Here is a 20497-nt window from a genome sequence, read left to right on the forward strand (position 1 = left end):
GTTGGGGGCCCGGGAGGGCCCCCGCACGTTTGTACCCGGCCATCATCGGCCAGCCTTTCCCAAGCATTTCGCGTGCCAAAAGGCCGCAGTACGGGCGGTTTTCCACCGCTTCCGGCTCCTCCTCACCGCGGACGCGCCCTCCACGGCACCGTGCGTCATAGCCGCGCACCTTGACGCGAAGCTGCGTTGCAAAAATCCCGCAGAAAACGCCCGATTCAGAAGCAGCGGACACCGCCCTGCGCGTTGCCGATGAAACGCGCATCAACGTCCGGTAACTTTCGCAAACTCCCCCACCCCTTCCCAGCAACCTTCGGAATGGCCCACACGTTGGTCAGCGGCAGCGTGCCTTGGAGGATGCAGAAGGCTGCCTGCCTATAAATTAAGCGGAAACTGATTTCCTTTTCAGCACTTCCCAATCGGGGATGAGCGGCCGATATGGGGATTCCAGTAACCACAATCGAACGAGTCGGGCGCACCATGGAGGCCAAGGCGCTTCGACCAAGGAGAATCGCAATGATGAACAATGGTCTGAGTCACGGATCTGCAAAGATCTACCAATTCCCCGTCGGCGGCCGTGCGGCCCTCGCCGGACGCCGCTATGGCGAGACCCGCCTTCCCGCCGATCAGGCTTCGCTGCCCGCGAACGTCTCGATCTGCAGCGACAGCTGGTATCACCAGGATGCGGTCGACGAAGCCAAGCCCAAATGGGAACGCTGATGCCAGCTGCTGGTCTGACAGTGCCGGGCTTTCGCAAGCGGCCGGCGGCAGTTTGAAAAAGGGTCGAAACAACGGCGTTTCGGCCCTTTTTGATTCCGGGCGTGCCCGGCCTAGATCCCGGGCTTTTCGACCACCGCGCAGGCCGTAACCGGCCGCTTCAGGTGCTTGACCGTAGCGGGGCCGGTCTTGGGAATCCTCAGTGTGATTCCCGCCCCCGAATAGCGCGTCCCCGAAACCGCCAGCCGCTTCGCGAGCGTGACCGGCTGGCCATCGATCTGGACGAAGGCCCGCTTGTCGTAGTCATAAAAGCCCAGGATGAACTGCGTACCATCGGCGCAGCGGTAGGTTTGGAAGGTCTGCGCATCGGCGTGCCGCGCGCCGAGCATTGCGCCCGCCAGCATACTGACCGTCAAAACAATGGCCTTGTGCCGGCCCATGATCGCCCCCTGTAATAGACCGAAGGACGCCAAACGTGCATCCGGTGGAACCATAACCCAAGCTGATCCCATGCAAGACTCCTCCCCGAAGGACTCCCCTGCCCGTCATCTCGCCCTGCAGGGTGCGAGCAATTTCCGCGACCTCGGCGGCTATCCGACCATGGATGGCCGCACCACGCGCTGGCGGCATATTTTCCGCTCCAACCATCTCGGCCAGCTCACCGCTGCCGACATCGAGGTCGTCCGCGCGCTTGGCGTGCGCAGCGCCTTCGATTTCCGCGGGGTCGAGGAGCGCGCGGCCGGCATCTGCGTCGTGGACGAGATTGCCGTGCATTCGCTGCCGATCGAACCGACTGTCGTGGCCGGGCTGCGCGCCGAGCTCGCGAAGGGCACGCTGACGGCGGCCGTGGCGCTCGAGCTCATGCGCGAGTCCTATCGCAATTATGTTCGCCACAACACGCACAGCTTCCGCGCGCTGTTCGGTCATTTGCTGGAAGATCGCGCGCCGCTCGTGATCCACTGCACCGCCGGCAAGGACCGCACCGGCTTCGCCAGCGCGCTGATCCTGCATGCGCTCGGCGTGGCGGACGAGGTCATCGCCGAGGATTATCTCTTGACCAACCGGCACTACAAGCGCGACCCGTCGAACGTCTCCGATCTGCCCGCCGACGTCCTCGACGCGATCGGCAGCGTCGAGGCCTCGTACCTTGCGGCCGCTTTCGAAGCGGTCGGCAGCGAATATGGCGATCTCGAAACCTATTTGCGCGACGGGCTCAAGCTCGGCACGGCAGAGCGAGACGCGCTGAAGGCGCGCTATCTGCAGGCGTGATCAGGATTTCCATTCGGCAGGCAACCAACTGGCGGCGATCGTTGCATCAACGATCGAATTGCACAGCGCCCTGGACACCTGGAGCGTGCTCCAGTCGCTTTGGTGGAGCTTGTCGCCATCCGTGGGATCAAGGAATTGCTCGAATGTCGCGTTGTTGTTCACGTGCCAATGCCGCATCAGAGCCCAGCGCTGAAATACGCTTATCTTCGCATCGTCCGCAATCCTGCGGATCTCCGAGACCATCTTTTCGGACAGCTCCGCCTTATCGTCGCGAAGCATGGCCGTCACATATTGCGGGTCGATCAGCACGACATCCATCGTGTGCTTGGCAAGCAGACGTACACCCTCGGCAATTTTGTCGACCACCTCGTTGAAGTCGAATTCCTGCTTGCGAAAGACCGCGTTGGTTCCCACCTGCCAAAGCACGACAGTCGGTTTGTCATCGAAGATATCGGCGTCAAAGCGATCCACTTCCTGCGGCGCCTCTTCTCCGCCTTTGCCCCGATTCAAGACGTCGATCCGAACCTTCGGCAAATGCTCGGCGTAGCTCTGCCTTAGATACATCTCGAGGCGAGATGGATAAGGCACGACATCCGCGCGACCGGCGGTCGATGATGACCCCATTGCCACGATCCGAACCGGACCTTCCCTTCGCAATGCCTCGACGAAGTTTCGCAGCGGTTGCTTCAATTTGATGATGTCTCTGGGGAAGTCTACTGCCGGCAGACTCTCGGACATATCGCCCCCTCCCGCCATCCAAGGTTGCAGCGACCATTCAGCCTTGAAGCCGCCGCCATTGCAAGTCCAATTCGGACCGCGCAGTAGTCGGCGCAGTTTTAGACGAACGGAGAAGCACCGTGCAGGGAAAAGTCATCATCGTGACCGGCGCGCTCGGCGCACTCGGCAAGGTCGTTGCCGAGGCCGCGCGGTCGCGCGGCGCGCGGATCGCCGGCATCGATCACGCGCCTTCGCAAGCGCCCGCAAGCGCCGACCGTATCGAGATCGGCGGCGTCGACCTGTCCGACGCAGCGCAAGCGAACAACGCCGTCGATGCGGCCGCAAAGCATTTCGGCCGGCTCGATGCGCTGATCAACATTGCCGGCGGCTTCGCCTTCGAGACCATTGGCGACGGCGACATCAAGACGTGGCAGCGCATGCATGCGCTCAACGTGCTCACCGCGCTCAACGCCTCGCGCGCCGCGCTGCCGCACCTCGCCGCGTCCAAGGCCGGCCGCATCGTCAATATCGGCGCGATGGGCGCGCTCCAGGCGGGCAGCGGCATGGGGCCCTATGCGGCCTCGAAGGCCGGCGTGCATCGCCTCACCGAGGCACTCGCCAACGAATGGAAAGGCAAGGTCACCGTGAATGCCGTGCTGCCCTCGATCATCGACACCGCGGCCAATCGCGCCGACATGCCGAAGGCCGATTTCTCCAAATGGGTGACGCCGCAGGAACTCGCCGAGGTCATCCTGTTCCTCGCCAGCGACGCCGCGAGCGGCGTCACCGGTGCGCTGATTCCGGTAGGTGGTCGGGTGTGATTGCGTTTTGATCGGATCGTCCGAACACCGGCTTGATTCAATCGGAGACGAGAAGGCACTAGACTGGTGCCGCAACTGATTCTCCGATCGGAACCGCCTTGGAAACCGCGCTTTACCTGCCCGTCAAACGCTTCCTCGAAGAGCTCGGCTTCACGGTCAAGGGCGAGATCGGCGGCTGCGATCTCGTCGGCCTCAGCGCCGGCGATCCGCCGGTCGTGGTGATCGGCGAGCTCAAGCTCGCCTTTAATCTCGAGCTGATCCTGCAGGCGGTCGATCGCGCGCCGGCCGGTGACGAGGTCTGGATCGCAGCGAAGATGTCCGCGCGCGGCAAGGGACGCGAGAGCGACGCACGCTATCGCAATCTCTGCCGCCGCCTCGGCTTCGGCATGCTCGGCGTGACCGATCGCGGCCAGGTCGAAGTGCTGGTGAAGCCGCCGACCGCGGCGCCGCGCCGCGAGCCGAAGGTGCGCTCGCGTCTCGTCGCCGAACATCAGCGCCGGCAGGGCGATCCCGTGCTCGGCGGCAGCACCCGCGCACCGATCATGACGGCCTATCGCCAGCAGGCGCTGGCCTGCGCGTCGACCCTTGCCGACGGACCGAAGCCGGTGCGGGAGCTGCGCGAACGCTGCCCCGATGCCGGCAAGATCTTGCTTAACAATGTGTATGGCTGGTTCGAACGCACCGAGCGGGGGATCTATCGGCTCACCGAAGCCGGACACGCCGCCCTGAAGCGTTGGCCTCAGCAACGGGTGGAGGTCGGCGCAGGTGCTGCGTCACCGCTGTGACACCAGACCGGTGCATAGCTGAGATGCCGCACCGATTTCATATTGCAATGCAACATTGGCGGCACTAGGTATCCCGGCATCAAGATGAGGCCGTTATGAGCGCAGACTGGAATACCAAATATGGCACGCGGCGCGTCCGCCACGATCCCCCGACTCTGGACGAGGCGATCTTCGCCGCTGTCGGCATCACCGACGACCAGGCGCAGCAGGCCGAGATCGCCGCAGCCTTGATGGGGATGCCGCTCGACGTCGTCCAGGCCGAGGTGAAGAAGCAGGCCCGCGCCAACAGCCGCATCACCGCCACCCGCGTGATCGCCGGCGAACAGGGCGCGCAGCGCTCCGTCGTGGTCGAACGCCGCGTCGTCCGCCGCTTCGGCGCTAGCACGCGCAGCTGAGCATTCGTTTCATCGCACCGAACACGAAAGCGGACCGGCCTTGCCGGTCCGCTTTGTGATTCCTGTCCGCTATTTCCGGGTTATGCGGCGCGATTGCCGTACATGCTGGAGATGAGCTTCCAGCATGTGCTGTTGAAGCTGAGAAGCGCGCGCCCGGCCGTGAACGGCGAGGCCGCGAGATCAGCAAGCTCGGCCTCGGGCGTCTTGGCGAGGTCGATCGTGCCGGTCGATTCACCGTGGCGGAAAGCCAGGTGGGCTCCGAACTTCCTGGCGAGCGCCCGCATCGCATGATTGTCCGCGCCTGTCGTGATGCGCAGCTGCTTGTAGCCCTTCCAGCGGGCCTCTGCGATCAGGCGGCGGAACAGCACGGTGCCGACGCCCTGGCGGCGTGCGGAGGCTTCCACGCTGAAGGCGACCTCCGGCAAGCAACCGCCCTCCGGCGGGTGCAGCTCGGCCGCGCCGCGCACCATGCCATCGACGATATAGGCAACGATCACGGTGCCGTCCTCGGCGCAGCGGGCGGCGTAACGCTCGATGAAGCTGTCGTCGAGAAAGCCGTTGAAACGGTCATGCCGGCTGCCGGCATCAAGCCTCAGCAGGTGATCGCGCAGGAGCGGCAGTTCCTCCTGCTGGATCAGGGTCCGCACATAGCCGGGAACGGTACGGACGGCGTCTTCAAGTACCACGTCAGAACTCCTCTTGGTGTTCCCTCGAGGAGGCGTTCGAATCCCTAGGCCTCCTATATTGTGCATCGCACCATGATTTTCAAGACGGAGACCTGCCCAAGTTTCGGGCACCGAAGACCAATTCGTTAATAAAATCAAAGTCCCGTAGTTTCACAGGACCAGCTGGGTCTGGATCACCACCGCAACCAATTTGCCGTCCTCGGTTTCCAATCTTGTGGTCCAGACCTGGGTCCGCCGACCCCTGTGCACCGGGGTGGCGGTGGCGATGACCGTGGCCCCCTCCTTGGCCCCGCCGATGAAATTGGTCTTGCTCTCCAGCGTGGTCGTCCCCTTGGCGTCCTCGGGCAGATTGATCACGGTCGCCGCCGCGCCGACGGAATCGGCCAGCGCCATCACGGCCCCGCCGTGGATGGTGTGGTGAAGCGTGCAGAGTTCGGGCCGGACTGTCATCCGCGCCACCACGCGGTCCTTCTCCGCCTCGACAAACTCGACGCCCTTGAGCTCGGCGAACGGCATCTTCATCGCTTTAAGCTTCTCGAGCGGCGTCATCGGATCTCCTCCCAACTTCTTGTTGGCTCAACGTGAATTGCTTCAAGCCACAAAGCAATGACGTCCGAGGTAATGGCGATGCTGACATCGGCGGGCAGAACCGGGAGCGCTGGGCTGCGTCCGGGGCACGAGACCGCCCTCACGTCACTGCATGCACGACCTGATATTCCGGCCGTCGCCACACCTCCCCTGAAATCACCTCCTCGATGATCTCCGCGGCCCGCACGATCTCGCTCTCGCCGATGTACAGCGGCGTAATCCCGAACCTCATGATGTCGGGCGCGCGGAAATCACCGATGACGCCGCGCGCGATCAGGGCCTGCATCGCGGCGTAGCCGCCCTCGAATGCGAAGGAGACTTGCGAGCCGCGCCGCTCATGGTCGCGCGGGGTCACGAGCTTGAGTTGCGGACAACGGCGCTCGACTTCACCGATCAGGAGATCGCCCAGCGCCAGCGAACGCGCACGAACCTCTGCGATATCGACCGTGTCCCAGATATCGAGCGAGGCCTCCAACGCCGCCATGGCGAGCACCGGTGGGGTGCCGACGCGCATGCGCTCGACGCCGCCCGCGGACGCATAGGCAAGCTCGAACGCGAACGGTTTTGCGTGGCCCATCCACCCCGACAGCGCGGCGCGCGCGCCGTCGGAATGGCGCGGTGCGACATAGAGGAAGGCCGGCGCGCCGGGGCCGGCGTTGAGATATTTGTAGGTACATCCCGCCGCGAAATCGGCGCCGCTCCCGGCGAGATCGACCGGCAGCGCGCCGGCGGAATGGGCGAGATCCCAGACCGTGACGATACCGAGCGCATGCGCTTTCGCGGTCAACTTCGCCAGATCGTGGCGGCGGCCGGTGCGGTAGTCGACCTCGGTGATGTAGAGCACCGCAACGTCCTCCGACAATGCGGCCTCGATCTTCTCCGGTGCCACCAGGCGCAATTGATGGCCGCGCCCGAGCGTTTCGATCAGGCCCTCGGCCATGTAGAGGTCAGTCGGGAAGTTACCGGTATCCGACAGGATCACCTTGCGCGAGACGTTCATGTCGAGCGCGGCAGCGAGCGCCTGATAGACCTTGAGCGACAGCGTGTCGCCGACCATCACGGAGCCTTCATCCGCGCCGATCAACCGCGCGATGCGGTCGCCGACATGGCGCGGCTGCACATACCAGCCTGCACTATTCCAGGCGCGGATCAGCTCGTTGCCCCATTCCTCGGTGATCACGCGGTTGACACGCTCGGCAACGCCCAGCGGCAGCGCACCCAGCGAGTTGCCGTCGAGATAGATCACGCCGTCAGGCAAATGGAACAAGGCTCTGGTATCGTCGTAGACGCGAAGCCGGGTCATGGACATCCCTACAGAATCGTACGCACGCGCCAGAGTTCGGGAAACAGTTCGACCTCGAGCATGCGCTTGAGATAACTGACGCCGCCAGTGCCGCCGGTACCACGCTTGAAGCCGATGACGCGCTCGACCGTGGTGACGTGGTTGAAGCGCCAGCGCCGGAAATAGTCCTCGAAATCGACCAGCTTCTCGGCCAGTTCGTAGAGCATCCAGTGGGTTTCCGGCGCCTCGTAGACGATACGCCAGGCCTGCAGCACGCCTTCGTTGAAGCTGTGGGTTTCGCGAACGTCGCGCGCCAGCACCGCAGCAGGCATCTTGAGCCCGTTGCGGTCGGCAAGCCGCAGCACCTCGTCATAGAGGCTGGGCGTTGCGAGCTCGGCTTCGAGCAGCTTGATCGTCTCCGCATCGTGCGCGTGCGGCTTCAGCATGGCGTGGTTGCGGTTGCCGAGCAGAAATTCGATCAGCCGGTATTGCCGCGACTGAAAGCCCGAGGATTGTCCGAGTTGCGAGCGGAAGCGGGTATACTCGCTGGGGGTCATCGTGCGCAGCACGTCCCAGGCGCCGTTGAGCTGCTCGAAGATACGCGACATCCGGGCCAGCATCTTCATCGCGGGTTGCACCTCATCCCGTGAGATCGCACGGCGCGCAGCGGCGAGCTCGTGGATGGCGAGCCGCATCCACAGTTCCGTGGTCTGATGCTGGATGATGAACAGCATCTCGTCATGCGCCTCCGACAGCGGATGCTGCGCGCCGAGGATCGCGTCCAGCGCGAGATAGTCACCGTAGGACATGCGCCGGGTGAAATCGGTCTCGGCGCCTTCGCTTGTGGGATCGTAATCGCTGGACGTCATGGCTGGCCCTCTCGATCGATCGTCCCTGGCCTCATCCGTCGAGGCCGATCAGGCGCGCGGTGATCTGTGACGACGGATCCTTGAGCCCGTCGATCACCGTGAAATGGTTGAGGCCGGGCTCGACGACGAGGTGCGTCGGCACGTCGAAGCCGGTCCAGATATTGGCCATCAGATCGGACTGGCGGATGAATTCGGGCCGCTCGCTGCCGCCGACCCAGGCCGTTACGGGCGAATGCCCCCGCGGCAGATGCAGCGCCGCGCTTTCCAGCGTCGCCTCCTCCATCGTCATGCGCAGCGTCTCGTTCATCGCCGTCTTCAGGAGCGGACGCAAGTCGTGCAGGCCGCTGATCGAGAGCGTACCGGCGATGCGGTTGTAGACGGCGGACTCGAGCCGGCTGTCGCCGCACAGCATACGTGTGACGAGATGGCCGCCGGCGGAGTGGCCGGCGAGCCGGATCGGCCCCGAGACGAGCGATGCCGCTTTGGCGATCGCGGCGGTGATCTCCGCGGTGATATCGGAGATGCGGGCAGCCGGTGCCAGTGTGTAGCTCGGCAGCGCCACCGTCCAGCCATGGTGCCGCGCACCTTCGGCGAGATCGGTCCAGGTCGATTTGTCGAAGCGCATCCAGTAGCCGCCATGGACGAAGACGACGAGACCCTTGCTGTCGCCGTCAGGCAGGATCAGATCGAGCTTCTGGCGCTCGCCGGCGCCGTAGGCGACGTCGGGGCGAAATTCCCTCAGCCCGACGCGGTAGGCCGCCGCCCGCTCCGCCCACAGCGCCGGCAGCTTGTCCGAGCCCGGGATGTGGGCCGAATTCGCGTAAGCGTCATCCCAATCGCGCATCGTTGCTCCCGAGGACTCGTCCGACGAACCGAACGTCAGTCTGCCACCGGTCAGGGCGGCATCCTAGTCTTTCTTTTAAGCTTAAAGGATTGAGGGAGCCGGTGGATTGGGCAGCGACCGCTGTGAGTTAAGTGTCGTAGGATGGGCAAAAGCGGGGCATGCCCACCAGTTCATTCGGGCGAGGAACAAGTGGGCGTCCCTGCCCATCTACAGGACTATCATCCGTCATTGCGAGCGCAGCGAAGCAATCCAGTCTGTCTTCGCGGCAACAGCCTGGATTTGCTTCGTCGCAAGGGCTCCTCGCAATGACGGCGGAGAGGCCTACGCCTCCTCCACCCCGCACCATTCCGCGATGAACAGCGCCATCGCCTTTGTCGTCTTCTTCAATGACTCCAGATCGACGAACTCGTTGAAGCCGTGCATCTCGCCTCCGCTGGCACCAAAGCAGAGGCTCGGGATACCGTGGTTGAGGCCGTAGAAGCGCGTATCGGTCAGTGCCGTGAAGACGAGATCCTCCGGCGTGCCGCCATAGACTCTGTTGAAGGCCTTCCCGAACGCAGCCTCGGGCTCCGCGGCATTGGTCAGCTCATAGCCTTCCGACAGGAAGCCGGACCATTCGACCTCGGGCGGATTGTTGGCGAGGAAGCGGTGGTTGCGCGAAGCGGCGGCGACGCAAGCCATGATCTCCTTCTGGTGATCGGAGATCGACCAGCCCGGCAACACCGCAATCCGACAGTCGACATCGCACCAGGCCGGCACGCTCGAGGCCCAGTCACCGCCCTTGATGATGCCGGCGTTGAAGTTGACGGGATGGTCGAGCGTCTTGAAGTGACGGTCGGCCTTGGCCCGCTCGTTCCATTCGATCTCGAGCTTCTGCAGCGCCTGGATCAGATGATACGCCGCCATGATCGCGTTCGCGCCGGAGCCCGCGAAGGCAACGTGGGTCGGATACCCCTTCACGCGGAGGCGGAACCAGATCACGCCGACCTGGGAGCGGACCATCTTGCCGCCGGTCGGCTCCGGAATGAAGCAGGCGTCCGCGCGATAGCCGCGTTGCAGCGTCGAGAGTGCGCCGACACCGGTGCTCTCCTCCTCGATCACCGATTGGAAATGGATCCGCGCCGTCGGCCTGAAGCCCGCGGCCTTGATCGCGTCCAGCGCATAGAGCGCACCGATCGTCCCGGACTTCATGTCGCAGGCACCGCGGCCGAACATCTTGCCGTCCTTGATGACGGGCGCGAATGGCGGCGTTTCCCACAATTCCAGCGGACCGGCCGGCACCACATCGCAGTGCCCCTGCAGGATCAGCGACTTGCCGCCATTGGTTCGCGGACGATAAGTTCCCACCACGGATCGCGCCTTCGAGAAGTCGTGCTCGATCGGACCGAAGCCGCGCAGATCCTTCAAATCCTCGACGTCGATATGCCAGTCGTCGACCTCGTAGCCGCGTTCGCGCAGGAGATCGCCGATCATGTCCTGGCATGGTCCCTCCGCCCCGCGGGTCGAAGGGATCGCGACGAAATCGCGGGTGGTTGCAAGCTGAGCCTCGAAGCCGCTGTCGACGGCGTCAAGAATCCTCTGCTGCGTTTCGGCATTCATTCGGGCGACTCCAGACATTCCAATGGTCCCAGGGAGCGCGCAAACTAGCCGATTTCAGCCGTTCGGGTACTCCAGAAAATATGCATCCCGCAATGCATCTTCGAGCAGCCGGCCTTCGGAATAGACGTTCAGAGTCGCAGGCCGACTCACACCATCGAGCAGGCGCGGGCACGGTTCGGGGGCGCCGAGCACGGTGCGGACCGGAATGCGCTCCGCATAGATCGGCAGCGCATAGTCCTCGTCGTCGTCGGCGACGCCCTTGGCGCGGATCTTGGCCGAGGCTTCCTCGATTTCCATTGCGATGAAGGACGTCGCCTTGATTTCCTGCGTGGTGCTCTGTCGCAGGCCGGCGGTGCGATCCGGGAAGAAGCGATCGACCATCGCGATCACCGCCCGCTCCTTCTCATCGGGATCGGTGACGAGATAGGCTGTGCCGAACGCCATCACGGCGCGGTAGTCGGCGGAATGGTTGAAGCCGCAGCGTGCCAGCACGAGGCTGTCGAGATGGGCGACCGTCAGGCAGACGCGCTCGCCCTTGCTCTGGTTGCGTAGCATGCGGCTGGCGCTCGATCCGTGCCAGTACAGCCTGGTGCCCTCGCGCCAGAAGAAGGTCGGCGTGCAATAGGGCTGGCCGTCGATTGCGTAGGAGACGTGGCACAGCATCGAGGAATCCAAGATGCGATGAACCGTGTCGTGATCATAGAAGCCGCGGTCGTGCCGGCGCTTCACCTGGTTGCGTGCCGATGTCGGATAGGAATTCGAGGTCTCGGTCTGGCTCACGGCCGCTCCTGTTCGGATGGAAGAAATTCGGAGCAGTTGTAGCGGCGCATTTGGTCTGCGATAGTTCCAATTCCATGCAAAAAATTCCGACCAATTCGTCCTCCCGAACCAAGCCCGAGCTTCCGCTCGACCTCAGCGGCCCTCACGTCACGGCCGGCGCTTCCGCGGCGCACCGGCTCTATCAGGCGCTGTGCGAGATGATCGTCTCCGGCCTGGTCAGGCCGGGCGAGCCGCTGCCGCCATCGCGGACGCTGGCGAGGCAGACCGGCTTCCGCCGCAACGCCATCGTCACCGCCTATGAGCGCCTGATCGCCGACGGCTTTGCCGACGCAACGGTCGGCTCCGGAACGTTCGTCGCGGCGCGTATCCCCAAGCGCGCCGCCGAGCCGAATAAGCCGAAGGTCGTTCTCGAAGCTCCAAAGCAAGGCGCGTTTGCGCTTGGCTGCACCCATATCGACGAACGCGCCGTGCAGAGCTTTCGCGCTTTCGTGGGCCGCCGCATGCGCGCATTCGGGCCCGAGCACCTGCATTATGGCGACCCTCGCGGCAGCCGCGAGCTGCGCGTGGCGATCGCCGACCATCTGTTGTCGGCGCGGGGGCTGCGTTGCGATCCCGACCAGATCATGCTGACCTCGGGCACGCTGCACGCGCTGCGCATCGTGCTGAGCGCGATCCTGAAATCCAGCGACCAGGTCTGGTGCGAGGACCCGGGCTATCCCGCCGCGCGAAAAACCATTGCCCATTGCGGCTATCGCACCGTGCCTGTCGCGGTGGACGAGCACGGGATGCGCGTCGCCAAAGGCCGCATCGCGGCGCCGTCCGCGCGCGCGGCCTACGTTACGCCGTCGCACCAGTTTCCGCTTGGCGTGCAGATGTCGATGCCGCGACGGCTTGAGCTTCTGGACTGGGCCAAACAGGCCGGCGCATTCGTGCTCGAGGACGATTACGACAGCGAGTTCCGCTATGACGGCGCGCCGCTGATGTCACTCGCCGGCATCGATCGCCTCCAGCGCGTGATCTATCTCGGCACCTTTGCCAAGACGCTGTTTCCGGGCCTGCGCATCGGTTATTGCGCCCTGCCCGAACGTCTGATCGCGGACGTGACGGCAGCGCGCGCGGCGCTCGACCGCTTCCCCGGCACGCTGATGGAGGGCGCGGTGGCGGACATGCTCAATTCGGGCGCCTTCGCCGCGAATCTGAAGCGCGTGCGGAAACTCTATCGCGAGGCGCGCGACGTGCTCGCCGAGAGGCTGGAAGTCGCATCCGGTGGCGCGCTTTCGGTGCCGGTGCCCTCACAAGGCCTGCATCTTGTCGCCCGGTTCGATCCTGCCGTCGATCCGGCGGTGGCGGCGCATGCCAAGCAAGCGGCCGGCGCCGAAGGCTGGCTATTGGCCGACACTTATTCGGGCGGGCGTCCCATGCCCGGCTTCGTGCTGGGATTTTCGGGGCATCCCGTGCCGCAGCTCGTGGCCTCTGCGGAACGTCTCGCGAGGGAATCGCGCGCAGCCTTGGCCGCAAAGGAAAACCGGCCCGCCGGGCCTGACGAAGCTTCACTATCAGAATCGCCCGCCGCTCCCTAGATTGCGGCATCGATTCCGGGACCTCACATCATGCTGCTGCGCCGTGCGACCTGCCTCTCGCTGCTGATCTCCATCGCGCTAGCCTCGTCGGCACGCGCCGCCACCATCGGGCGCGAGCAGGACATCGGCGATCTGAAGCTCGGCCAGCGCGTGCTCGTGGATGACGGAACCTGCCCCGCCGGTCAGCTCAGGGAAGTGCGCGGCGCGAAGATGACCGACAAGGGAGTCTCGCGCACGAGCTCCTGCGTGCCGCGGCACGGACCGAAAACGAAGTAAGGATCCGGGAAGCTATTTCGCCGGATCGAACATGCACTGTAAGGTCGGTTTGGCGATCTTGGTGAAGGTCGGGCCGATCTCGCTGTGCTTGGAGGCCGGTACCCAATCGGTCTCGATGGTGGGCACGCCGGTCTCGCTGATGCCGCGCAGCAGCGCTTCGCGCAGATCGCGATCCTCGACGGCCGCGGCGGCGTGATCGTGCAGGCAGCTGCAGACCGCTTCCGGATGCTCCCAGCGCCCGAGCATGCGCGGCGCACACTGGCGCACGAACTCGCCACGCGGATCGGGTAGCCTGGAAGGTGAGCGGACCTGCGCCTGAACGGAGCTGATCGTCAGAAGGGACACGAACGCTGCGGCGCAGAGACGAAGCAACATGATGGGCTTTGCCGGCTGTTTTGTTGTGTGCGGTCAGAAGCGCGCGGCGACCATGATCGGCTGAGCGGCCGGAACCGCAACGGGCGAGCCGCTGTACTGGAAAGTTCCGACTCCAGGGAGATTGCCGTCGGGCACACCCGCCAACGAGGAGCCGGCGAGCACGAAACCGAAAACAAGGATGAAGCTGAGCGCGCGCATGATCTGTGTCCCAATTCGGTGGCCGGCGGTGCGCCGTCGTCGTTATGAGCCTGATAACCATGGGCGGTTTCGCGCGTGATGCGCGAAAAGCTGAAAATGGTTTCGTCTTCGTGAGAATTGTTTCGTCCCGGCCGCGGCGACGAAACAATTCTCGGAAAATGCCAGTTATTTCAGACAGGTCTCGCGGCAGGCCAAAGTCGCCTGCCAAGTTCCGGCGCCGGCACGGATATGCCCCCGCCCGGGCATCGTCACGCGGTCGCCGCGCGCGCTTCACATGCATTTTACGTTTTTCTGCTGAAAGGGCGGCAAAAGAAGGCTGGATCCGGTCGAACCGGAATTGGTTCAACAACGACCCAAGCCATCGAAACCGAGACGCCCGGATCATCGGGCGCATTCACGTGAGGGATGGCCATGATGGCGGGAAATCGCGCAACGCCGCGCGATGAAAATCCACCGACGGAGCGCGCAGATCAACCGATCATTCGCGGCAGCACCGGCGCAATGGCGCTGCAATCGAGCCGCGGCCTCGAGGCGGCGCCGCAGACGTTCGTGCGACTGACCGGATCGCGCCTTGCGACGCCGCGCGATCGCCACCGAGTGAACGCGAACGCGTCGCAGGAGTGAACGCGGAGCGCCTCATTGCGTGAAGAACTCGCCGCACTTCTGGACGTTTGCGTCCGCCGGTCCCCACGGCATGATCGGCACGGTCGAGGTCGAGTTCTTGGGCGAGCCTTCGATCAGCTTGTCTGAATAGACCATGTAGACCAGCACGTTGCGCTTGGCGTCGCAGCCGCGCACGATCTGCATCTTCTTGAAGAACAGCGACCGGCGCTGGCGGAACATGTCGTCGCCCTGCTCCATCTTGTGCTTGAACTTGATCGGACCGACCTGCCGGCAGGCCAGCGAGATGTCCGAGACCTCCTCGGCAAGGCCGAGCCAGCCCTTGAAGCCGCCCTTCTCCGGCACCGTGAAATGACAGGCGACGCCCTCGACTTCGGGATCGTCGAGACCATAGGTCGCGAGCTTGTCGTTCGGGCTCATCCATTTGAACACGGTGGAGCGTCGGAAGATCAGATCGGGCTCGTCGGCCGCAGATGCCGACGCCATTGGCGCGGTCAGGGCCAGGAGGAATAAAGCGAGGCCTTTCAGACGGATGCTGGAAAGACCAGGGAAACGAGATGACATGAAGTTCTCCGGTAACAAGTCCCCGCAATGTAGGAACGCAAGCGGCGCTCAGGAAGGCGGCGGAGGGAGCGGACGCGGCCGCCGTTTACCGCTCCGTGAGGCTTTTTTGCTACGCCTTGGACAAAAGTAGCTGCTGGCAGAACCGCGCTGCTGGTGAACGCGTATCCCCTTTGCGAGACTAACGTCTGATTTGGATTATTCGAGGATGAACAGCGTGAACGGGTGGGGTTCCTCTGCCAAGCCGGCACGGCTGTGGCAGGTCGTCATTTTGACGGCGGCGGGTGCAATCGGCGCGACCAGCGAGGCGAACGCAGCATTTTATTACTGGACGGACTATTCCGACGGATCCTACTACGCCCGGCAGGATCGGCTTCCCGCAATACCGCGCCAGAAGCCGCAAAAGAGCGGCGCCGCAAGCAAGAAGAACGTCGTCGTCGAGAAGGAAGCGGGCACCAAGCCGCAAGGGCCGCTCGTCATCGTCGTCTCGATCGAGCGGCAGCAGGTGACGGTCTACGACAAAACCGGCGTGTTCGCTGAATCACCGGTGTCGACGGGCATGAAGGGCCACTCGACGCCGATGGGCGTGTTCAGCATCATCCAGAAGCACAAATTCCACCGTTCCAACCTCTATAGCGGCGCGCCGATGCCGTATATGCAGCGGATCACCTGGTCCGGCGTCGCGATGCATGCCGGCGCGCTGCCGGGCTATCCGGCCTCGCATGGCTGCATCCGAATGCCCATGGCGTTCGCGATGAAGATGTGGAACTGGACCAGGATGGGCGCGCGCGTGATCGTGGCGCCCGGCCAGGTGTCGCCGCAAAGCTTCTCCCATCCCGTGCTCGCCTCCATGCGCGTTCCGCCGCAGCCCGCCGTGAGCCTCGCGCCGCAGACCAATGTCGCTGACAAGGCCGATAAGGGCGCGACCGAAGCCAAGCCGGTCGAGACCAAGACGGCCAGCGCCGACAGCGTGGTCGAGCTGCGCACCTCGGTCGGCCACGCCGTGTTGTCGGACGTGACCACCGGCCATGCGGCTGCGCGCGAGGAAGCCGCGGCGACGGCCGACGAGGTCAAGACGGCCGAAGCGGCCAAGCCGGCGTCCGAAGACGCCGCCAAGCCGGCGAGCGAGAACAAGCCTGCCGACAAGGTCGACCCGGTCAAAACGGAAGCCGCGAAGGCGCCCGATGCGCCGGCGCTCGCCATCGCACCCGATGCAAAGAAGGACGAGGGCCGCCTCACCGATCCTGCGCCGGCGGCAAAGCCGGACACACCCAAGCGGGCCGGCCAGATTGCCGTCTTCATCAGCCGCAAGGATTCCAAGCTCTATGTGCGGCAGAATTTTGCGCCGCTGTTCGAGGTGCCCGTCACGATCGCGGCGAGCGACCGGCCGCTCGGCACCCATGTCTTCACCGCCGAACTCGACAAGGCCGATGCCAACACGCTGCACTGGTCGGTGGTGTCGCTGCCCGTGTCCGCCCGTTCCGCGGCGCGTGAGGACGACAGCCGCGTGGCGCGCCGCCAGCGCGGTACCGCCGTAATCCCCGTCGCCGCAAAACCGGTGGTGACGCCGGACAGCCCGGCCGAAGCCCTCAACCGCATCTCGGTCCCCACTGAGACCATGGCGAAAATCAACGAGATGCTGACGTCAGGCGGATCGATCATCGTCTCCGACCAGGGCATCAACCAGGGCGAGACCGGCGAAGGCACCGACTTCATCGTCCGCCTGTACTAGCTCTCTCGCAGGACCGATAACGCGGTGTTGACGCGCGAGGCCGCAGTGGCGGAGTAATCTGACCTCGGATCATCTCGGGGGACGCCGTCATGATGAATCGTAGAACCGTGCTGAGCGTCACGCTTGCGGGCGCGTTCGCGCCCGTCACGCGCGCCCTCGCTGATGGCGCCATGAGCCGGATCTCGGCCTACGCCTTCTCGTTCCCCGCATTGTCAGGCGACGACATCCGCCTCGCCACGTTCACCGGCAAACCGCTGCTGGTGGTGAACACGGCCTCGCTCTGTGGCTACACGCCGCAATATGCCGGCCTGCAGGAAATCTGGAACGAGTTTCGCGGGCGCGGGCTCACCGTGATCGGCGTGCCGTCCAACGATTTCGGTGGCCAGGAGCCCGGTGGCAGCGGCGAGATCACGCAGACCGCACACCACCAATATCGCGTTACCTTCCCGATCACGGCCAAGGCTGCGGTGGTCGGTGCCAGGGCGCATCCCTTCTACAAATGGGCCGCGGAAGCCCGACCGAAGGAAGTTCCGCGCTGGAACTTCCACAAATACCTGATCGGCCGCGACGGCTATATCGCCGAGGTATTTCCATCCGCCGTCGAGCCGGCCGACACGCGGATCAAGACCGCCATTGCAAGGGCCCTGGCCGACACTTGACTCAGGTGCACGCCATCCGGCTGGGCACAATTGCGGCGCGGCATCAAACAGCCGTTGCAATGGCGATGGCCCACCATCTAGGCTAGGATTGTTTTGGGCAGGACGGTTTTTGCCGCAGGCGAAAAGCCACGGCGGAACAACGGGATCAATCTCGAGGACAACACCATGCGCGTGGCGGCAGGACTGATTTTAGCAGGTGCGATGTCGGTGGCGCTGACCGGCGCCGCATGGTCGCAGACGCCGGCCGCGAAGCCCGCGGCCGCACCGGCGACAACACCGGCGGCTGCAACGTCCCCTGCAGCTCCAGCGCCCGCAGCAGCGGCCGCGGCGCCGGCGGGTTTCGTCAATCCGCCTCCGCCAAAACAGCCGCCGCAGCCGGCCCGCGCGGCCTGCAACACGCCGGGCGCGCTCGGCGTCGCCCGCACCGTCGAGATCGACACCACGGGCGGTCCCGGCTTCGGCTTCGAGCATTTCAAGGAGCTCGACTTCCTGCGTGACAAGGAGGTCGTGCTGACCTTCGACGACGGCCCCTGGCCGCGCAACACGCCCGCGGTGCTGAAGGCGCTCGCGGACGAATGCACCACCGGCATCTTCTTCATCATCGGCAAGCACGCGACGTATGAGCCGGAGATCCTGAAGCAGGTCTACGCAGCCGGCCACACCGTCGGCGCGCACACCTGGTCGCACGCGAACCTCAACAACAAGAAGCTCAACGAAGCGCAGCGCAAGGACGAGATCGAGAAGGGCTTTGCGGCGGTGAAGTGGGCGCTCGGCGGCATCTCGCCCGCGCCGTTCTTCCGCTTCCCGGCGCTGCAGCATCCGCCGGAGATGGTCACCTATCTCGGCAACCGCAATGTCGCGAGCTTCTCCTGCGACATCGACTCGTTCGACTTCAAGGCCTCCAAGCCCGAGAAGATCGTCGAGACCGTGATGAAGAAGCTCGACGCCAAGGGCAAGGGCATCATCCTGATGCACGACTTCCAGAAGCACACCGCGGAGGCCCTGCCCGAGCTGCTCAAGCGGCTGAAGGCCGGCGGCTACAAGGTGGTGGCGATGCGCGCCAAGTTCCCGGCCTCGACGCTTCCGGAATACGATCAGGAGCTGCTCAAGGACCTCAAGCTGCCGACAGTGAGCCAGCGCCCGGTCAATTCGGTGGTGACCACCGTTTCCGAATAGCCATCGCACTTGTCTTTCCGTATCGAAGGCTACGTCATCGTCTCCGCGGACGGCATGCTTGCCGATCCGTCGCACATCATGCCTGAGACGTTGAAATTCGAAGGCGACAAGCGGTTCTTCGAGCAGGCGCTCGATCGCGCCGCGCTGGTCGTGCACGGCCGCAACTCGCACGAGCAGCAGCCGAATTCGGCCAGGCGCAAGCGGCTGATCCTAACCCGCAAAATCAGGGACCTCACCGTCGATCCGGAGATGCCGAACGCGACGCTGTGGAATCCTGAGCATGCGAGCTTCGAGGAAGCCTGCGCCTTCGCCGACGTCGCATCCGGCATGGTCGCCGTCATCGGCGGACCGGTCGTGTTCGACCTGTTCATGGACCGCTACGACACGTTCTGGCTGTCGGAGGCTCCGCATGTGCGGCTGCCCGGCGGTGAAGGCTGCTTCGTCGGCGTACCCCAGCGGACGCCTCACGAGGTGCTGGCTGCCCACGGGATGAGGCCGGCTGCGCCCTACCTCCTCGACGCGGCGCATGAAGTGACCGTGACCCTGTGGCGGCGGGGGTAGCCTGCCGGCAGTGCTGGCGGCGCTCCGACTCAAACTGGAAAAACAACCCCATGCACAGTACCGGCAACATCATACCGTTCCGCATAATGCTGGTGTGCCGTGATAAAATTGGTCCCGCCGCCGGCCAGCGCAAAGCCGGCTAGCATATTTGCCGAGACCCGAAAATCGGCCCCGACGGCGGTCGTGGCGCTATAGCCAACGTCCGAGGCGCGGCGTCAATACGAGCGGGCGGCTGCGACACACCGCATCAATAGACTGAGACAAAAGAGCAAAAACTAACCCACGGCCAGAATGAGCGACGACTGCACGACGACTAGTCCGACGGACGCTTCCGGATTGAATGACGATGTCGCCCCTATATCGTCCCTGCTGCCGGCATTCGGCTTCAGCGCCGATCAGATGGAGACGGAGGCGAACATCGCAGCGTGGCGGGAAGCCGTCGCCACGCTGTTCGAGGTGGACGAGCTCGCCGCCGGCGAACCGGGCCCGTTTCGCGCCGACCTCAGCTCCTACGCCATGGGACCGGTGCTGATCGGGCTGAGCCGCGCTAGCGGCCAGCGCTTCCGCCGGACGGCCGAAACGATCGCGCGCAGCGGCGTCGACCACATCATCCTGCAGCTCTATCTGAAGGGCGGCTATGACGGCGTTGCCGGCATACGGCCGATGCGCGTGCGCGCCGGCGACATCTGCCTGTTCGATCTCGCCCAGACGCTGGAGACCAAGGCCACGGCGTTCGAGAATGTCACGCTGGTCGTGCCGCGCCCGATGTTCGGCGCCCATCTCTTGCGGGTCGATGATTTGCATGGCCTGGTCCTGCCGGGCAGCAGCGTGATCGCACGATTGCTGGCGGGGCATCTCACCGCCCTGTTCGAATTTGCGCCGCGCATGAGCCTCGACGAATGCCAATCGGTAGTCGAGGGCACGGGTGTCGCTGCTGGCCGCGTGCCTTCGCAATGAAATCGAACGTGGCGAGGCCGATGCCGACCATAGCGTCGCGGCAAGCCCGTCCTTGATGCGGATCCGCCAATACATCGAGGCTGGCCTTGCCAGCGAGGATCTGTCGGCCAATTCGATCGCCGCCCATTTCGGCCTGTCCCGGGCCTCGCTGTACCGGCTGTTCGCGCCGGTCGGCGGCATCGCCGACTACATCCGCAGCCGCCGGCTGCACCGCGCCTTCTTCGACCTCGCCAATTCGGGCGCGCGGGGCCCCCGGATCAGCGAGGTGGCACGGCGCTGGCAGCTCGGCACCGACGCGCACTTCACGCGCTCGTTCAAGGCCGCCTACGGCATCACGCCCCGCGCCGCACGGGAGGCCGCCCTGCTCGGCCGACAGCGCGGCAGCGATGGAGCGAGCAGCGCGACGATTTCCCGCTGGATGCGCGAGATCGCGCCGCCGAGAGCGGAGTGAC

At 64.6% G+C, this 20497-nt stretch carries 25 protein-coding genes and 1 pseudogene; 13 read left to right on the top strand and 13 right to left on the bottom strand.

The window, feature by feature from the left end; genetic code table 11:
- Positions 1 to 215: 215 nt before the first annotated feature.
- A complete protein-coding gene (locus P0R31_RS24230; protein WP_275516728.1) occupies positions 216 to 524 on the bottom strand; it encodes a hypothetical protein in 309 nt (102 codons plus the stop codon).
- Here P0R31_RS24230 and P0R31_RS24235 point away from each other — a divergent pair.
- Positions 514 to 717, top strand: a complete 204-nt coding sequence (locus P0R31_RS24235) for a DUF2735 domain-containing protein (protein WP_036022780.1) — start codon at positions 514 to 516, stop codon at positions 715 to 717. The two genes, P0R31_RS24230 and P0R31_RS24235, sit on opposite strands and share 11 nt — an antisense overlap.
- A gap of 110 nt (positions 718 to 827) precedes the next feature.
- Here P0R31_RS24235 and P0R31_RS24240 read toward each other — a convergent pair whose 3' ends face one another.
- A complete protein-coding gene (locus tag P0R31_RS24240) occupies positions 828 to 1154 on the bottom strand; it encodes an MliC family protein (RefSeq protein WP_275516730.1) in 327 nt (108 codons plus the stop codon).
- 70 nt (positions 1155 to 1224) lie between these two features.
- Here P0R31_RS24240 and P0R31_RS24245 point away from each other — a divergent pair, with 70 nt between their 5' ends.
- Complete coding sequence (locus tag P0R31_RS24245) at positions 1225 to 1983, top strand: tyrosine-protein phosphatase (protein WP_275516731.1); 759 nt, start codon at positions 1225 to 1227, stop codon at positions 1981 to 1983.
- Here P0R31_RS24245 and P0R31_RS24250 read toward each other — a convergent pair whose 3' ends face one another.
- A complete protein-coding gene (locus P0R31_RS24250; protein ID WP_275516732.1) occupies positions 1984 to 2721 on the bottom strand; it encodes an SGNH/GDSL hydrolase family protein in 738 nt (245 codons plus the stop codon). It lies immediately after the preceding gene.
- 119 nt (positions 2722 to 2840) lie between these two features.
- On the opposite strand from P0R31_RS24250, the gene P0R31_RS24255 reads away from it, so the two are divergent.
- The 3 genes from P0R31_RS24255 (at position 2841) to P0R31_RS24265 (ending at position 4701) form a co-directional block, all read left to right on the top strand.
- Complete coding sequence (locus P0R31_RS24255; RefSeq protein ID WP_275516733.1) at positions 2841 to 3521, top strand: SDR family oxidoreductase; 681 nt, start codon at positions 2841 to 2843, stop codon at positions 3519 to 3521.
- A 98-nt stretch (positions 3522 to 3619) separates the two neighbouring features.
- Entirely contained in the window at positions 3620 to 4306 is a 687-nt protein-coding gene (locus P0R31_RS24260) for a DUF2161 domain-containing phosphodiesterase (RefSeq protein WP_275516735.1), read from the top strand.
- A 95-nt stretch (positions 4307 to 4401) separates the two neighbouring features.
- Positions 4402 to 4701: a hypothetical protein gene (locus P0R31_RS24265; protein WP_275516736.1), complete on the top strand. Its 300-nt coding sequence runs from the start codon at positions 4402 to 4404 to the stop codon at positions 4699 to 4701.
- Positions 4702 to 4781: 80 nt separating this feature from the next.
- On the opposite strand, the gene P0R31_RS24270 is transcribed toward P0R31_RS24265, so the two are convergent.
- From P0R31_RS24270 to P0R31_RS24300, 7 genes are all read right to left on the bottom strand, one after another.
- Positions 4782 to 5387, bottom strand: coding sequence for a GNAT family N-acetyltransferase (locus P0R31_RS24270; protein WP_275516738.1), 606 nt, complete (start codon positions 5385 to 5387; stop codon positions 4782 to 4784).
- Between the two features lie 150 nt (positions 5388 to 5537).
- The gene (locus P0R31_RS24275) at positions 5538 to 5936 is read right to left on the bottom strand and encodes a PaaI family thioesterase (RefSeq protein ID WP_275516739.1); all 399 of its coding nucleotides are present in this window, start codon (positions 5934 to 5936) and stop codon (positions 5538 to 5540) included.
- Between the two features lie 139 nt (positions 5937 to 6075).
- Complete coding sequence (gene kynU / locus P0R31_RS24280) at positions 6076 to 7278, bottom strand: kynureninase (RefSeq protein ID WP_275516741.1); 1203 nt, start codon at positions 7276 to 7278, stop codon at positions 6076 to 6078.
- Between the two features lie 8 nt (positions 7279 to 7286).
- Complete coding sequence (gene kynA, locus P0R31_RS24285) at positions 7287 to 8126, bottom strand: tryptophan 2,3-dioxygenase (RefSeq protein ID WP_036033884.1); 840 nt, start codon at positions 8124 to 8126, stop codon at positions 7287 to 7289.
- A gap of 31 nt (positions 8127 to 8157) precedes the next feature.
- Positions 8158 to 8970, bottom strand: coding sequence for an alpha/beta hydrolase (locus P0R31_RS24290; RefSeq protein ID WP_275516743.1), 813 nt, complete (start codon positions 8968 to 8970; stop codon positions 8158 to 8160).
- A gap of 321 nt (positions 8971 to 9291) precedes the next feature.
- Entirely contained in the window at positions 9292 to 10569 is a 1278-nt protein-coding gene (locus tag P0R31_RS24295; protein ID WP_275516745.1) for an ArgE/DapE family deacylase, read from the bottom strand.
- Positions 10570 to 10623: 54 nt separating this feature from the next.
- Positions 10624 to 11349: a pyridoxamine 5'-phosphate oxidase family protein gene (locus P0R31_RS24300; RefSeq protein WP_275516746.1), complete on the bottom strand. Its 726-nt coding sequence runs from the start codon at positions 11347 to 11349 to the stop codon at positions 10624 to 10626.
- A gap of 74 nt (positions 11350 to 11423) precedes the next feature.
- Here P0R31_RS24300 and P0R31_RS24305 point away from each other — a divergent pair, with 74 nt between their 5' ends.
- Both P0R31_RS24305 and P0R31_RS24310 read left to right on the top strand, forming a co-directional pair.
- Positions 11424 to 12929, top strand: coding sequence for a PLP-dependent aminotransferase family protein (locus tag P0R31_RS24305; RefSeq protein ID WP_275516747.1), 1506 nt, complete (start codon positions 11424 to 11426; stop codon positions 12927 to 12929).
- 30 nt (positions 12930 to 12959) lie between these two features.
- Positions 12960 to 13205 carry a DUF6719 family protein gene (locus P0R31_RS24310; protein WP_275516749.1) on the top strand — a complete coding sequence of 82 codons (246 nt, stop codon included), beginning with the start codon at positions 12960 to 12962 and terminating at the stop codon, positions 13203 to 13205.
- Between the two features lie 12 nt (positions 13206 to 13217).
- Here the strand turns inward: P0R31_RS24310 and P0R31_RS24315 are convergent, their stop codons facing one another.
- Positions 13218 to 13580, bottom strand: coding sequence for a hypothetical protein (locus tag P0R31_RS24315; RefSeq protein ID WP_275516750.1), 363 nt, complete (start codon positions 13578 to 13580; stop codon positions 13218 to 13220).
- 33 nt (positions 13581 to 13613) lie between these two features.
- Positions 13614 to 13778 carry a hypothetical protein gene (locus P0R31_RS24320; protein ID WP_275516752.1) on the bottom strand — a complete coding sequence of 55 codons (165 nt, stop codon included), beginning with the start codon at positions 13776 to 13778 and terminating at the stop codon, positions 13614 to 13616.
- 405 nt (positions 13779 to 14183) lie between these two features.
- Between P0R31_RS24320 and P0R31_RS24325 the strand changes: the two genes are divergently transcribed.
- On the top strand, positions 14184 to 14402 hold the full coding sequence (locus P0R31_RS24325; RefSeq protein WP_343299336.1) for a hypothetical protein: 219 nt from the start codon (positions 14184 to 14186) through the stop codon (positions 14400 to 14402).
- A 12-nt stretch (positions 14403 to 14414) separates the two neighbouring features.
- Here P0R31_RS24325 and P0R31_RS24330 read toward each other — a convergent pair whose 3' ends face one another.
- On the bottom strand, positions 14415 to 14963 hold the full coding sequence (locus tag P0R31_RS24330) for a CreA family protein (protein WP_275516754.1): 549 nt from the start codon (positions 14961 to 14963) through the stop codon (positions 14415 to 14417).
- A 205-nt stretch (positions 14964 to 15168) separates the two neighbouring features.
- Here P0R31_RS24330 and P0R31_RS24335 point away from each other — a divergent pair, with 205 nt between their 5' ends.
- From P0R31_RS24335 to P0R31_RS24355, 5 genes and pseudogenes are all read left to right on the top strand, one after another.
- Positions 15169 to 16692, top strand: a complete 1524-nt coding sequence (locus tag P0R31_RS24335; protein WP_275516755.1) for a L,D-transpeptidase — start codon at positions 15169 to 15171, stop codon at positions 16690 to 16692.
- Between the two features lie 89 nt (positions 16693 to 16781).
- Positions 16782 to 17351 (top strand): glutathione peroxidase, encoded by a 570-nt coding sequence (locus tag P0R31_RS24340; protein ID WP_275516757.1) that lies wholly within the window; start codon positions 16782 to 16784, stop codon positions 17349 to 17351.
- A gap of 165 nt (positions 17352 to 17516) precedes the next feature.
- On the top strand, positions 17517 to 18527 hold the full coding sequence (locus P0R31_RS24345; RefSeq protein ID WP_275516758.1) for a polysaccharide deacetylase family protein: 1011 nt from the start codon (positions 17517 to 17519) through the stop codon (positions 18525 to 18527).
- 9 nt (positions 18528 to 18536) lie between these two features.
- The gene (locus tag P0R31_RS24350; protein WP_275516760.1) at positions 18537 to 19088 is read left to right on the top strand and encodes a dihydrofolate reductase; all 552 of its coding nucleotides are present in this window, start codon (positions 18537 to 18539) and stop codon (positions 19086 to 19088) included.
- Positions 19089 to 19379: 291 nt separating this feature from the next.
- Positions 19380 to 20496: pseudogene (locus tag P0R31_RS24355) on the top strand (helix-turn-helix domain-containing protein).
- Position 20497 lies beyond the last annotated feature (1 nt).

The organism is Bradyrhizobium yuanmingense, assembly GCF_029167105.1.
Classification (GTDB): Bacteria; Pseudomonadota; Alphaproteobacteria; order Rhizobiales; family Xanthobacteraceae; genus Bradyrhizobium; species Bradyrhizobium yuanmingense_A.